16 protein-coding genes are annotated in these 13,307 nt (G+C 73.4%); 10 read left to right on the forward strand and 6 right to left on the reverse strand.

The window, feature by feature from the left end; all coding sequences use genetic code 11:
- Positions 1-8 precede the first annotated feature (8 nt).
- Positions 9-1,043, reverse strand: coding sequence for an AfsA-related hotdog domain-containing protein (locus ACZ4FH_RS02100; RefSeq protein WP_467301641.1), 1,035 nt, complete (start codon positions 1,041-1,043; stop codon positions 9-11).
- A 306-nt stretch (positions 1,044-1,349) separates the two neighbouring features.
- On the opposite strand from ACZ4FH_RS02100, the gene ACZ4FH_RS02105 reads away from it, so the two are divergent.
- The 6 genes from ACZ4FH_RS02105 (at position 1,350) to ACZ4FH_RS02130 (ending at position 8,310) form a co-directional block, all read left to right on the forward strand.
- Entirely contained in the window at positions 1,350-2,951 is a 1,602-nt protein-coding gene (locus ACZ4FH_RS02105) for an MFS transporter (protein ID WP_467301642.1), read from the forward strand.
- A gap of 41 nt (positions 2,952-2,992) precedes the next feature.
- Positions 2,993-3,937, forward strand: coding sequence for an AIR synthase-related protein (locus ACZ4FH_RS02110; protein ID WP_467301643.1), 945 nt, complete (start codon positions 2,993-2,995; stop codon positions 3,935-3,937).
- Positions 3,938-4,069: 132 nt separating this feature from the next.
- The gene (locus ACZ4FH_RS02115; RefSeq protein ID WP_467301644.1) at positions 4,070-4,948 is read left to right on the forward strand and encodes a DUF2797 domain-containing protein; all 879 of its coding nucleotides are present in this window, start codon (positions 4,070-4,072) and stop codon (positions 4,946-4,948) included.
- A 36-nt stretch (positions 4,949-4,984) separates the two neighbouring features.
- Positions 4,985-5,860, forward strand: a complete 876-nt coding sequence (locus ACZ4FH_RS02120) for an amidohydrolase family protein (protein WP_467301645.1) — start codon at positions 4,985-4,987, stop codon at positions 5,858-5,860.
- 91 nt (positions 5,861-5,951) lie between these two features.
- Positions 5,952-6,692 (forward strand): response regulator transcription factor, encoded by a 741-nt coding sequence (locus ACZ4FH_RS02125; RefSeq protein ID WP_467301646.1) that lies wholly within the window; start codon positions 5,952-5,954, stop codon positions 6,690-6,692.
- A gap of 13 nt (positions 6,693-6,705) precedes the next feature.
- Complete coding sequence (locus tag ACZ4FH_RS02130; protein WP_467301735.1) at positions 6,706-8,310, forward strand: HAMP domain-containing sensor histidine kinase; 1,605 nt, start codon at positions 6,706-6,708, stop codon at positions 8,308-8,310.
- 57 nt (positions 8,311-8,367) lie between these two features.
- Here the strand turns inward: ACZ4FH_RS02130 and ACZ4FH_RS02135 are convergent, their stop codons facing one another.
- From ACZ4FH_RS02135 to ACZ4FH_RS02145, 3 genes are all read right to left on the reverse strand, one after another.
- A complete protein-coding gene (locus ACZ4FH_RS02135; protein WP_467301647.1) occupies positions 8,368-8,805 on the reverse strand; it encodes an NUDIX hydrolase in 438 nt (145 codons plus the stop codon).
- A 117-nt stretch (positions 8,806-8,922) separates the two neighbouring features.
- The gene (locus ACZ4FH_RS02140; protein WP_467301648.1) at positions 8,923-9,141 is read right to left on the reverse strand and encodes a DUF397 domain-containing protein; all 219 of its coding nucleotides are present in this window, start codon (positions 9,139-9,141) and stop codon (positions 8,923-8,925) included.
- A complete protein-coding gene (locus ACZ4FH_RS02145; RefSeq protein ID WP_467301649.1) occupies positions 9,125-9,976 on the reverse strand; it encodes a helix-turn-helix domain-containing protein in 852 nt (283 codons plus the stop codon). Before ACZ4FH_RS02145 ends, ACZ4FH_RS02140 begins: the two co-directional genes overlap by 17 nt.
- A 131-nt stretch (positions 9,977-10,107) precedes the next feature.
- On the opposite strand from ACZ4FH_RS02145, the gene ACZ4FH_RS02150 reads away from it, so the two are divergent.
- The 4 genes from ACZ4FH_RS02150 to ACZ4FH_RS02165 all read left to right on the forward strand — a co-directional run bounded on the left by ACZ4FH_RS02150 (position 10,108) and on the right by ACZ4FH_RS02165 (position 11,894).
- Positions 10,108-10,347, forward strand: a complete 240-nt coding sequence (locus ACZ4FH_RS02150) for a hypothetical protein (protein ID WP_467301650.1) — start codon at positions 10,108-10,110, stop codon at positions 10,345-10,347.
- Complete coding sequence (locus ACZ4FH_RS02155; protein ID WP_467301651.1) at positions 10,344-10,700, forward strand: DUF7848 domain-containing protein; 357 nt, start codon at positions 10,344-10,346, stop codon at positions 10,698-10,700. The genes ACZ4FH_RS02150 and ACZ4FH_RS02155 overlap by 4 nt, the downstream gene beginning before the upstream one ends.
- Positions 10,701-10,746: 46 nt before the next feature.
- The gene (locus ACZ4FH_RS02160) at positions 10,747-11,178 is read left to right on the forward strand and encodes a DUF4240 domain-containing protein (protein WP_467301652.1); all 432 of its coding nucleotides are present in this window, start codon (positions 10,747-10,749) and stop codon (positions 11,176-11,178) included.
- 101 nt (positions 11,179-11,279) lie between these two features.
- Positions 11,280-11,894 (forward strand): hypothetical protein, encoded by a 615-nt coding sequence (locus ACZ4FH_RS02165; RefSeq protein WP_467301653.1) that lies wholly within the window; start codon positions 11,280-11,282, stop codon positions 11,892-11,894.
- 82 nt (positions 11,895-11,976) lie between these two features.
- Here ACZ4FH_RS02165 and ACZ4FH_RS02170 read toward each other — a convergent pair whose 3' ends face one another.
- Both ACZ4FH_RS02170 and ACZ4FH_RS02175 read right to left on the reverse strand, forming a co-directional pair.
- On the reverse strand, positions 11,977-12,642 hold the full coding sequence (locus tag ACZ4FH_RS02170; protein WP_467301654.1) for a hypothetical protein: 666 nt from the start codon (positions 12,640-12,642) through the stop codon (positions 11,977-11,979).
- Positions 12,639-13,217, reverse strand: coding sequence for a SigE family RNA polymerase sigma factor (locus ACZ4FH_RS02175; protein WP_467301655.1), 579 nt, complete (start codon positions 13,215-13,217; stop codon positions 12,639-12,641). Before ACZ4FH_RS02175 ends, ACZ4FH_RS02170 begins: the two co-directional genes overlap by 4 nt.
- Positions 13,218-13,307: the final 90 nt, after the last annotated feature.

The following is a 13,307-nucleotide window of genomic DNA, read 5'->3' on the forward strand; positions in this document are numbered from 1 at the left end:
CCACCGCCTCAGAGGTCCTGGACGACACAGGTGCGGGCCTCGGCGACCGCCCAGCGCTGCTGGGTCAGGGTCAGGGTGACCGGCACGCTGGGCCGGCCCTCGGCGTCCCGGCCGAGCGGGCCGGCCACCGCCACGCAGCGCAGCGGCAGTTCGCGTTCGGCCTGGCCACGGAAGTGCACCTGGCAGGCGGCCAGCGTGGAGCGCTCCGCCTCCAGACCGTGGGCGCGTCCCGCCGTCAGCAGGGAACTCTGGCGCAGCGCCTCCAGCAGATGCAGCCCGGAGAACTGACCCGCCTGCCGGGGGTCGGTGTCGTCGAAGACGGGCCCGATCCGCTCGGACAGCACCCAGGTGCTGATCCGGCCGCGGGCCGCGTCGACCGGTTCGCTGATCACCACGTTGTCCTCGCGGGACCGGCCCACCTCGGCCCGGCCGGCCGGGCGCGGCGGCGCGTCCGGGGCGTCGCCCAGCTCCGGCACCGCGCGCATCGCCCGCCGGGCGTGCGCCACGTGCTTGCGGTACAGCTTCGGCATCAGGAAGACCATCCCGGCCGAACCGGTGGCGCACGGCCGCCCGTCGATCACCACGTCGAGATGGAAGTCGAGCCCGCGCGGCACCTCGGCGATCACGTTGGCGGGCCGGGCCCTGATCTGCGTCTCCATGACGGCGCCCCGGTCCGCGCCGGGGCGGGTGCGCCAGGCGGAGAGGTCGGTGAGGTCGAGGTCGAAGCGGTAGAAGAGGCCGGGGCGGTCGTCGGGCACGCCGAAGTAGCGGTGGCCGACGAGTTCGCCGACCTCCCGGACGCTGCCGGTGGCGATCTGGAGGTCGTGGAACCGGCCGGGGCCGTCGTTGAGGAGCGGGTGGGCGACGGGCGTCTCGCCGACGAGCGTGAAGTGCTCGGGACCGGGGCTCGGCGCGTCCAGGCCGTGGTACGACCGCGCGGCCGGGCGGTGGATCAGGTGCTGGGCACCGCTCCCGGGCCCCGGGGCCGCGGTCGCGCGTCCGTGGATGGCGGGAGCCGAGCTCGTACGGTTGTCGACGGTCATGTCCCTCCCCTTCTCCAGGCTCATGGTGGGGCGGGAGCCGGAGCGCCAGCCACCCGCCGCCGCTGGCCACAAGGTGCATGGCAGGAAGGTGTCGGCGCAGCGCGGCTCCCCGGCCGCCGGACCTGACGGACCATGGGCGCGGCGTCCCGGGCCGGGGCCGCGCGCCGTGGGCCCCCCGCGGGGCCCGGTGCTCCGTACAGGCCCTTAAGCCGCGTCCATGGTGGGTCACCGAAGCTGTTCCCGACAGCCCCGCCGAGGGACACATCCCCCGCGTCCTCGGCGGGGCTTTCCGCAGGGAGGCACCCGATGACCGTCACCGGAACCGCAGGCGGCCGGCCGGCCGCGCCCCTTCCGCCGCGCGCCGGGACCCCCGCACGCGCCGGCGCGCTCACCCGCCGGACCCGGTTCGGCTACGCGTCCGGCTCGCTCGTCTCCGGCACGTTCACCACGCTCCCGGGTCTGCTGCTGCTCCCGTACCTCACCGACACGCTCGGCGTCGGCGCGGCGCTGGCGGGCACCGTCGTGTTCCTGCCCAAGGCGTGGGACGCGGTCCTCAACCCCTTCGTGGGCCGGGCCAGCGACCGGACCCGGAGCCGCTGGGGCGCGCGCCGCCCGTACGTCCTGTGGGGCGGGCTCCTCACGGCGCTCGGTTTCGCGCTGACCTTCGCGGGCCCGGCGCCCGGCTCCGCCGGTGCCTGGTGCGCGGCCGCCGGTTATCTGCTGACGGCGACCGCGTTCGCGTTCTTCCAGGTGCCGTACGTGGCGATGCCCGCCGAACTCGCCGACGACGAGGCGGACCGGATGCGGCTGGTGGCGGGCCGGGTCGCCGTCATCGGGATCGCCGCCCTGGTCACCGGGGCGGTCGCCCCCGCCCTGGTCGACGCGGGCGGCGGCGGACTGCCCGGCCACCGCTGGGCGGGCCTGTTCGGCGCGGCGGTGGTGGCGCTGGGCGCGCTGTGGGTGTTCGCGGGGACGACGGGGGCGGGAGCGGGGACGGCAGGATCGGGATCGACGGGATCGGGAACGACGGGGGCCGGGACGGCAGGATCGGGAACGACGGGATCGGGAACGACGGGGGCCGGGACGGCAGGATCGGGAACGACGGAAGCCGGGACGCCGGGAGCCGGGACGCCGGAGGCCGGGACGCCGGGCGGTGCGTCCGGCACGCTCCGTACGCCGGAGGCCGCCGCCCAGCCGTCCCTGCGGGCGCAGTTCGAGGCGGCGCGGGCCGACCCGCCGTTCATGGCGCTGCTGCGCTGTCTGGTGCTCCAGTCGGTCGCCACCGGGGTGCTGCTGGCGGGCGCCCCCTACTTCGCCGACCACGTGCTGCACGACTCCTCGGGGGTCGGGGCCCTCGTGGCGGCGTTCGTCGCACCGAACCTGCTGACCGTGCCGCTGTGGTCCCGGCTGCGCGGCCCGCGCGGATACACCCTGGCCACCGCGCTGTTCACGGCCGGCTGCCTGCTCTTCCTGGCCTCGCCGGTCCTGCCCGAGGGCGCGGTCCTGGTGACGATGGCCCTGGCCGGCACCGGCCACGCGGGCCAGCTGCTCTTCCTGTACGCGATGCTGCCGGACTGCATCGCCCGCGAGACGGGCCGCACCGGGCGCCGCGAAGGCGGCGTCCTGTCCGGGGTGTTCACGACCGTCGAGGGCCTGGGCGTGGCGGCGGGACCCTTCCTCTACGGACTGGTCCTCCAGCTCACCGGCTATGTCTCCTCCGGCACCGGCGACGCCGCCGCGCAGTCGGCGACCGCCCGCGCCGGCATCCTGGCGGGCTTCGGCGCGCTGCCCGCGCTGGCCGCCGTCGGGGCCGCGCTGCTGCTCCGGGCGTACGACCGCCCCTACCGACCCCTGATCGGTGGCCCGGACACGGACACGGGTATCCGGGGCCGCGACCCCGCTGGATGATGAGCACGATCCGGACGTGCGGGCATCGGGGGGTGGCTGGAGTGACGTACACGCGGGACTGGGACACGGCCCAGGTCGGGTTCGGCCCTGAGGTGCGTGAACTGATCGCGACGGCCCTCACGCCCCGGGAGCCCTCCTTAGTCGTCCGGGCCGGGACCTACGTCGTCGATCCGCCGTTCTTCGGCAACGGGGACATCGGGCGCCTCGCGGTGTGCGGAGCCGTCAACGACCTGGCCGCCACCGGCGCCGACCCCCGCCATCTGGCCCTCGGCATCGTGCTGGAGGCCGGGCTCCCCCTCGACCTGGTCCACCGGCTCACCGCATCGGTCCGGGAGGCCGCCGCCGAGGCCGGGGTCGCGGTGACCGCCGTCGACACCCAGGTCGTCCGGGCGGGGGAGGCGGACCGGGTCTATGTGACGGCCACCGCGTGGGGGGAGCGTTCCGGGCCGCCGCTCGGGCCGGACCGGATCCGCCCCGGCGACCGGATCGTGGTGACCGCCCCGCTCGGCGACCACGCCGCCCATCTGCTCTCCCTGCGCGACGGACTCGGCTACGAGCACCAGGTGGAGAGCGACTGCGCCCCGCTCGGCGGACTGCTGCGCACCTTCCGCGCGGACCTGCGCCACGCCGTCCCCGTCACCTCCGGCGGGCTCGCCGAGGCGCTGCGGCAGACCGCGTCCGCCCGGCGGCTGACCCTGCGCGTGGACGAGTCCGCGCTGCCCGTCCGGTACGAGGCCCGCGTGGCCCTGGCCACCCGGGGGCTCGCCGCGCTGGACGCGGCCTGCGCGGGCTGTCTCTGTCTGTTCGTGCCTGCGGACCGCACCGAACGGGTCCTCGCCGGGCTCCGCGCCCGCCCGCGCGGGGGGTACGCCGCCGTGGTCGGCGAGGTCACGGCCCATCCGGCGGGCGCGGTCGACGTCGTCGGCCCGGACGGCACCCCCCTGCGCACCCCCAGCGCGGGCCCCCTGCCCGAACGCCTCCACTGACGCGTCCCCCGGACGACCCTCCTCCCGCCCGTCCACCCTTCCGAGGACCGCGGCGCCGGGCACGGTCGCCGTGTGTCAGTGGCCGCCCGTACGTTGGGAGGGCACAGGCGGGCACGGCACGGGAGCGCGCACATGGAATGGCGGTGCACCGGACTGCGGTGGCCGGAGGACGACGGGGGCCCCGTCCTCGGCTGGCGCAGGGGCGCGGACACCCGGGAAAGCGTCCTGGCGTACGGGGCGGGGCTCGGCTTCCGCGCCACCGGCCCGCGCACCTGCGTCGGGGCGCGCGGCAACCCCTGCCCGGTCGCGGCCCCTGTTCCCGGGCGCGGCACCGGGGCCCGCTGTCCCGAGTGCGGGCGGCTCGACCGGGCGCACTCGGTGGCCGCCGACACGATCCCGGACGATCCGCGCACGTACCGGGTGTATCTGGCGTGGTTCGGGCCCGGCGTGGTGAAGGCCGGCATCACGGCGGAGGCGCGCGGCGCGGCCCGGCTGCGGGAGCAGGGCGCCGTCGTCTTCACCTGGCTGGGCCGCGGCCCCCTGATGGCGGCCCGCCGCGCCGAGGAGGTGCTGCGCGCCGCACTCGGTGTGCCGGACCGCGTCCCGTACACCCGCAAGCGAGTCCTGCGCGGCGAGCTGCCCGGTGCCCCGGCCCGCGCGGCGGAGCTGGCCGGGCACTACGACCGGGCGGCGGCGCTGGAGGGGGCGGGCTGGCCGGAGGCGCTGGAGCGGCTGCCGTTCGGTCCGGTCGACCACACGGGGATCTTCCGCATCGGCGGCGCGACCGGCCCGGTGCGGGCGGTCACCGCCCTGGTGGACGGGGGAGCGGTGGCCGGCCGGCTGGTGGCCGCGGCCGGACCGGATCTCCATCTGGCGACGGCGGACGGCGTGGTGATCGTCGACACCCGCCTGATGACCGGCTGGGCGCTGACGGCGGCCGGCCCGGACGCGGGGGTGGCGGTCCCGACGGCCCCGGTGGGGGGCGGCGCCGCGCAGGACGGCCTGTTCTGAGATCGTCGGAGGACGATCGAGGAAGGGGCGGGCGGCATGGGTGACGAGCACGACGACGTGGTGCGGTTCTGGCAGGGGCTCGGGCTGCCCGGTCTCATCGACGTCCACACGCACTTCATGCCGGAGCGGGTGCTGCGCAAGGTCTGGGCGTACTTCGACGCGGCCGGTCCGCTGACCGGCATGGAGTGGCCGATCACCTACCGGCACGAGGAGGACGAACGCCTCGCCCTGCTGCGCGCGTTCGGGGTGCGCCGCTTCACCTCGATGCTCTACCCGCACAAGCCGTCCATGGCCGCCTGGCTGAACGGCTGGGCGGCGGACTTCGCGGCCCGCACCCCGGACTGCCTGCACACCGCGACGTTCTTCCCCGAACCGGAGGCCGGGCGGTACGTCCGGGAGGCCGTGGAGGCCGGGGCCCGGGTCTTCAAGGCGCACCTCCAGGTCGGCGCGTACGACCCGAACGATCCGCTGCTCGACCCGGTCTGGGGGCTGCTCGCGGAGGCGGGCATCCCGGTCGTGACGCACTGCGGCTCGGGCCCCGCCCCCGGCAAGCACACCGGTCCGGACCCCGTCGCCCGTGTGCTGGCCCGCCACCCCCGGCTGCCGCTGGTCGTGGCGCACATGGGCATGCCCGAGTACGGGGAGTTCCTCACCCTCGCCGAGACCTATCCCGAGGTCCGCCTCGACACCACGATGGCCTTCACCGACTTCACGGAGGCCTTCACCCCGTTCCCCGGGACCGAGCACGGCCGCCTCGCGGATCTGGGCGACCGCATCCTCCTCGGCACGGACTTCCCGAACATTCCGTATCCGTACGCCCACCAGCTCCACGCCCTGGAACGCCTCGGCCTGGGCGACGCCTGGCTGCGCGCGGTCTGCCACGACAACGCGGCGGCGCTGTTCGGGGTGTGAGGGCGGGGCGCGCGGCCCCGCGCCCGCTTTCTCAGGCAATTCACAGAAACGGAAAAGAACTCTCTCAGGGGCGTCTCACAGGGTTGCGGACATGACGACGACGACCTCGCCCCAGGGGCGTACCGAACTGCTCAGGCCGGACCGGACCCCCGTCCGGGTCCTGGTCGTGGACGACGAGGCCCCGCTGGCGGAGCTGCTGTCGATGGCGCTGCGCTACGAGGGATGGGAGGTGCGCAGCGCGGGGGACGGCGCCGGGGCGGTGCGGACGGCCCGGGAGTTCCGGCCGGACGCGGTGATCCTGGACGTCATGCTGCCCGACATGGACGGCCTGGCCGTCCTGGGGCGGCTGCGCCGCGAGCTGGCCGACGTCCCGGTGCTGTTCCTGACCGCGCGGGACTCCGTGGAGGACCGCATCGCCGGGCTCACCGCCGGGGGCGACGACTACGTCACCAAGCCGTTCAGCCTGGAGGAGGTCGTGGCACGGCTGCGCGGCCTGATCCGGCGCTCGGGAACGGCCGCGGTGCGCAGTGAGTCGACGCTCGTCGTCGGGGACCTGATGCTCGACGAGGACAGCCACGAGGTGAGCCGGGGCGGGGCGAACATCCATCTGACGGCCACCGAGTTCGAACTGCTGCGCTTCCTCATGCGCAACCCGCGCCGGGTGCTCAGCAAGGCGCAGATCCTGGACCGGGTGTGGAACTACGACTTCGGCGGCCAGGCCAACGTGGTCGAGCTGTACATCTCGTACCTGCGCAAGAAGATCGACGCCGGCCGCTCCCCGATGATCCACACCCGGCGCGGCGCCGGCTACCTCATCAAACCCGGGGAGTAACGGCGTGAAACGGCTGGGCAGGGGCCCGTGGACGCTGCGGACCCGGCTGGTCGTCTCCGCCGTGTCGCTGATCGCGGTCGTCGCGGCGGTGATCGGCACGGTCACCGCGATCGCGTTCCACACGTACATGTACGGGAAGCTGGACGGCCAGCTGCGGGACATCGCCGTACGGGCCGACCGGATGCCGGGCGGACCCGTCCCCGGCGGGCCGAAGGACAAGAACCCGGACCCGCTGGGGTTCATCGGGATGGGCGGCCAGCCCCTCAAGACCTTCGGCGCGCTCACCGTGAACGGCGAGGTCACCTCCTCGCAGGTCGCCAAGGACGGCGGTTTCGACGCCTCCAAGAACACCGAACCGCTGACGGCCGCCCAGACGGAGGCGCTGGAGTCGGCCGGTGTCCCCGCCGACGGCAAGGCGCACGACGTCGACCTGCCCGGCCTGGGCGGCTACCGGGTGCAGACGGCCGCCCCCTGGGGCAACGGCACGACCGTCCTCGTCGGCATCCCGACCACCGAGGTGGACGGCGCCATCACCACCCTCATCCTCGTCGAGGTCTGCGTCACCGCCGCCGGCCTGATCGCCGCCGGCCTCGCGGGCGCCGCCATCGTCGGCGTCGCCCTGCGCCCGCTGCGCCGCGTCGCCGCCACCGCGACCCGCGTCTCCGAACTCCCCCTGCACAGCGGCGAGGTCGCCCCCCTCGAACGCGTCCCCCAGGCCGAGGCCGACCCCCGAACCGAGGTCGGCCAGGTCGGCGCCGCTCTCAACCGGATGCTGGGCCACGTCGGTTCGGCCCTCGACGCGCGCCAGAAGAGCGAGATGCGCGTCCGCCAGTTCGTCGCCGACGCCAGCCACGAGCTGCGCACCCCCCTCGCCTCCATCCGCGGCTACGCCGAACTCACCCGCCGCGGCCGCGAGAAGCCCGGCCCCGACACCCGCCACGCCCTCGGCCGCATCGAGTCCGAGGCCCAGCGCATGTCCGGCATGGTCGAAGACCTTCTCCTCCTCGCCCGCCTCGACGCGGGCCGCCCCCTCTCCTACGAGAGCACCGACCTCGCCCCGCTCCTCGTCGACGCCGTGAGCGACGCCCGCGTGGCGGAACGTGGCGGGGTTCCGGCGGACGGTCGGGCTCCGGCGGACGGTCGGGCTCCGGCCCTCGACCACGGTCCGGACCCCGGCCACCACTGGCGCCTCGAACTCCCCGAGGCCCCCGCCACCGTCCTCGCCGACCCGCCCCGCATCCAACAGGTCCTCGTCAACCTCCTGGCCAACGCCCGCACCCACACCCCGCCCGGCACCACCGTCACCGCCCGCCTCCGCGCGGAACCCGGCCACCCCTGGGTCACCCTGGAGATCCAGGACGACGGCCCCGGCATCCCGCCCGCCCTCCTCCCCCACGTCTTCGAACGCTTCGCCCGAGGCGACGCCTCCCGCTCCCGCCACGCCGGCTCCACCGGCCTCGGCCTCGCCATCGTCCAGGCCGTCACCACGGCCCACGGCGGTGTGGCGGAGGTGCGGTCGGTGCCGGGGGAGACGGTGTTCGCGGTGCATCTGCCTGCGGAGGGCGAAGACAGGGGCGCGGTCGGTCATACGGGTGTGCTCGCCCGTACCACCGCATGACGGGAGCACCGGACCGGCCGGCACACCCCGGACCTGCGCAGGCCGAGCGGCGGCGGCTCAGGGTGATACCGCGGCTCCCAGGTTTCCGGCCCTGACCGCTCCCCGTAGGACATGCGCGATCTCCTCGGGCTTGAGGTCGATGCCGTCCAGCCCGCCCATGGTCAGCGGAACCTCCTCCAGCGCGTACTCACCACGGCCTTCGGCGCTGAACTCGGGGCCGGTGCGGTCATCGAAGGACCACGTCGCAATGCGGGCGAGGTAGAAGAGCTGACGCTCGTCGTCGGACTCCATCGTGTGCAGCAGACGGATGATGTCGGCCTTCCCCGCGATCTCCTCATGGATCTCCCGGTGGAGGGCGGCCTCGCGTGACTCGTCGCTGGGTTCGACGCCCCCGCCGGGCAGGACCCAGTACACGGGGATGCCGGGCCTGGTGCGGCGGATGACCAGCATCGTCCGGTCGGGGGTGACGAGGACGGCACGGACTCGTTCGATCATTTCGTTGGCTCTCCTTGCTTGTTGGTGGGTATCGGTGGAGCAGCCAGCCGCCACAGGAAGACGGACGGCCCCCGCCGTGTGGCGGGGGCCGGTCACTTGGGTGGATCGGGGTGTGTGTCACCCGCGGTACTTGGCGTACTCCACGAGCCCTGCGAACCCCTGCCGGGAGAGGAGTAGGAACGGCGCATCGGGGGTCTTGCTGTCCCGTACCAGGAACTCACCGGTGGCTGCGGCGTGTGCCGGCGCCCACTCGATGCACTCGCCTCCCTGTCCATTGCTGTAACTGCTCTTCACCCAGACTGGGGGCTGCGTGTTCCCCTCAGGAGTCAACGTCATCTTCATACTCTTTCAGGTACTTGTGCAGCATGGACAAGCTGTCCCGGCTGTCGAGCGCCTTCGACCGGGCAATGTCCAGGAGCGTCGTCAACTCCAGCACATCGGCGGGGGCATCCACAGACGTGCCGGACGCGAACGACTCGACGTAGGCGAAGGTCACGCCGTCCCGAAGGGTGAGCAGGCTCAAGCTACCGCCCATCAAAGGATGCACCCCGCAGGAGAAGGGCAGTACCTGGACCCTGACCGCGCTGTTGCTCTCGATCACCTCAAGGACGTGTCTGACCTGCTCGGCCATGACCGAGGGACCGCCCACCGGCCGACGCAGAGCAGCTTCGTCCATGATGGCCCAGTACATCGGGGGTGTGGCGGAATCCAGCACAGCTCGACGGTGCGATCGCGTCGCCACTTGAAGGGCAACCTGTTCCGAGTCCTTGCCGGGCATGGACTCGGTGAAGAGAGCGGACGTGTAGGACTCGACCTGCAACAACCCGGGGATGACACTGCTGTTGAAGGTCTGGATACGCGCTGCTCGCTTCTCCTCCTCAAGCACCTTGCGCCCCCACACGGGGACTTCAGCCGCAACGGCAACTAGGAGTAGGTCGGTGAATAATCCGTCCGTTCCGTAGAAGTCATCGAGCACCTTGGCCAGGGCCTCGGACGGGAGCTGCTCCCCACGTTCGACCCGGCTCAAGTACGTGTGCGGATAGCCGAGCTTCTCAGCGAGTGCGCGCAAGGAGAGGCCCTGCCTGGCCCGTGCGCGAGCCGCACGGGCTGCCAGCATTCCCGCAGGTGAAGCTGGCATGGCATCCCCTTCCGGCTCCAACTCCATGGCCATGGCCGCCTCTCACGAGTCTGTCCACTAAGGGTATTTGGTTACGCACGTTCCGTGTACCTGAGTCGTTCATTTGGACATGGTGGTGACACCGGGACACAAGTACTCGTGGAACATCAAGGTTCGGAGCTGGCATGGATACGGCACGCACACCGCAGACGGCAGACAACACGCTCAGGAACGCGGAGCGCGTCCGCGACGAACTCCGTGACGCGCTCACCGCCGCAGGCGTGAAGCTTCCCTCCCTCGGGCTCGACATCGCGTCCTGCGCCGGTTCCGTTCCGGTCCCACTGGTCGACCTCGGCCGCTGCAACGTGGAGACCGCCCGTGCGCTCGCCGCCGCCGTGCGTTCGGGGCAGGAGGCGCCACGGTGAGCAGCCGCACCTTCCGGTACGTGCCGTTCACGGTCGAGCAGGACCCGCTGGCCGAGCCGGAGTACGCGGCGCGGTGCGTGTCCGGCGCCGAGGCGGAGTGCGGGGCGGACTCGGCCACGTACAACTGTCCCCAGCCTGTGGAGGAGTGGCAGCGCCGGCACGCGCAGGAGACGGGCCACAGGCGGTTCCGCAGGAACTTCGGCGACTATGCGGTGATGCGGCCCCCGGAGGGGTTGGTGGCGAGCAAGGGCCACAGCGGCATGGTGGCGACGGGGTTGTGCGAGCACCGCCGTACCGAGGCGCGTGGCGGCATGACGTACTGCGGGGACTGCGGACGGCAGCTCTATCTCTGACAGTACGGCGCCCCGGTTTGTCAGACCCGTCCGCCATGCTTCCCGTATGAACGAACGCGACTTCTGGCAGCTCATCGAGGCATGCCGTCCCGCCGCCCCCGACCCCGACGGCGACGAGCTCGCGGCCGTGCTGACGGCCCGCCTGGGGAAGGGGCCGGTGGCCGATGTCGTCGGCTTTGCCGAGCAGCTCTCCTGGGCCCTGTACAGGCTGGACCGGAGGGAGTTCGGTGAGGGGCTGTCGGACGACCAGTTCCTCTACACCAGGGCGGCGGTCGTGGCGGCCGGCCAGGAGGAGTTCGAGCGCGTGCTCGGGGATCCGGAGCGGTTCGGCCCGTATGCCGAGGAGTTCGTCTGGGCGGAGGCCCTGCTCTACGTGCCGGACGAGGCGTACCGGGTCCTCACGGGCGAGGAATGGGACCGGGGCACCCGCTACAGCTACGAGTCCCACGCGAATACGGCGGGGTGGGCGTCCGCGTAGGCGCTCGCGGGGGATTCCGGTCCGCTGTCCACGGGGTCTGTTCCGCTCCGCGTTGCGGAGAGCGGGTGCCGTTCGCACGGACATTGGGGCAGGCTCCTTCCATGCGCATATCCAGACTCCGCAGCGTTGCCACCGGCCTCTTCCTGGGCGCCGCCCTGCTGCTGACCGCGTGCGGTCAGCAGCACGCCGGGGGGACGTCGGTGTCCGACGCCGGTCCGAGCCGCGGCGGCCTGTCTCCCGCACCCTCCGGCCCCGCGCGGGGGAACGTGGAGCCCGACGCACACGGCGGAGCCCCGCACTACCGGGAGAACAACGGCTTCAAGATCCCCAAGGAGATGACCCCCGCCTCCGAGAAGGCCGCCCACGCGGAGGCCGCCCGTATCGAGCCCGTTCTCAAGCGGCTCTGGAAGGCCGGGAAGTGGGATGCCGAGAGCGTCCGCGTGGAACTCCTGAAGCTCGGATACCGCGAGAAGAGACCGGACGGTGGAGAAGCGGACAGCGGAGAGGCAGGCAGCGGAGAAGCGGGCAGCGGCGAGGGGCCTGGAAGGCTGGACGTGCGGGCCAACGGGTCCAGCAGCAACCCTGGTGCCGGCGTCGCCCTCTACGTCGGTCGTGACGCCTGTGTGACCGCCTTCGTGCAGTCGACGAACTACCAGGTCAGCGTCAACGGGCGATTCATTGAATCGGGCTGCTTCGAGCCGCGTGGCGGGCACTGAGGGCTGGGTCCTGAACGCTGGGTACCGGGCCTCGAACACGCTCCGGTGATCATGGCCCGGCAGGCGGGCAACGGGTACGGGTTCAGCTCCCCGCCGCCTTGGTCAGCGACGCGAGGACCGTGCCGTCGGCGGCGCGGGCGGTGATGACGAGGTCGGGCGGGCTCTGGGGTTCGGGCCGGGGGCTCTCGGCGTAGAAGGCGGCCCAGCCGGGCCGGCCGGCCAGCGTGACGGTCCGGGTGTCCAGGGTTCGGCCGGCGACGGTCACGGTGAATGTGGCGCCTTCGGCGGAGCCCCGGTAGACGCAGGTGTGGAGGGCGCCCGTGGGGTCCGTGCGCGCGACGCAGCCGATGTCCCCCTCGGGGACGTCGGCGACGGCCAGGGTCGGCTTCGCGGGGGAGGCCGGGGACCTCGGGGCCGTCAGGAACAGGCCACGGTCCGTCAGCCACATCGTGTGTTCCCGGCCCGGTGCGATCTTCTGCTCCGGAGCGACCACGCGTACGGCCGCGGACACCGGCGCGGAGGCGGCGGGGCGCATGGGGGTGCCGGAGCCGGACGGGTTGAGGGAGAGGGCGGCCAGGGCGGTCGCGGGGACGAGTACGGCGGTGGCCAGGGCCGTGGAGAGGGCGGCCCGGCGGCGTCGGCGGAGGGCCCGGCCCAGGTGGACGGCCGTGTCCACGGGGGCGGGGCCCACGGGGAGGCCGGCGGCCGCCCGCTTGAGCGCGGTGGCGAGGTCGTCGTCGTGGTTCATCGGACGGCTCCCTTCTGCGGGACGGGGTGCGGGACGGGGCGGCGGAGCGTGGGCGGGGGCGGCGCGGGGCGCCGGGCCAGGGAGGTCAGCACGCCGTCCTCCCGGAGTCTCGCCAGGGCCCGGGTGATCTGGCTGCGGACGGTGCTGGTCCGGACGCCCAGGGCCGCGGCGACCTGGGCATGGCTCATGTCCTCGAAGTAGCAGAGCACCACCGCGGACCGCTGCCGGACCGGCAGCCGGCCCAGCGCGTCGACGATCGCGTCGCGGCTGTCGACACGGGCGGTCTGGTCGGCCACCGGGGTCTCCGGCAGACGGGCGGTGAACCACTCGCGCACCGCCCGCCGGCGGAACCGGTCGGCGTGGGCGTGGACCATGATCTGCCGTACGTACGCGGCCATGTCGTCGCTGTGCCGGACCCGGTCCCACTTCACGTACGCGCGCGCGAACGCGTTCTGCGCCAGGTCCTCGGCATCGTGGTGGCTGCCCGTCAGCAGGTACGCCGTACGCAGCAGGCTGGGCCACCGGGCCGTCATGAAGCGCTGGAACTCGTCGTCCTGGGCGCGGCTCCGGCTCATCCGGCCGCGCCGAGGTCCGGCGTCCGGGCGGCCTGCGGTGTGCCCTCGGTGTCTGTCACGGTGAACCTCGGCGGGGAAGAAGTCGGACGG

It is taken from the genome of Streptomyces sp. NPDC024555, from assembly GCF_055559335.1.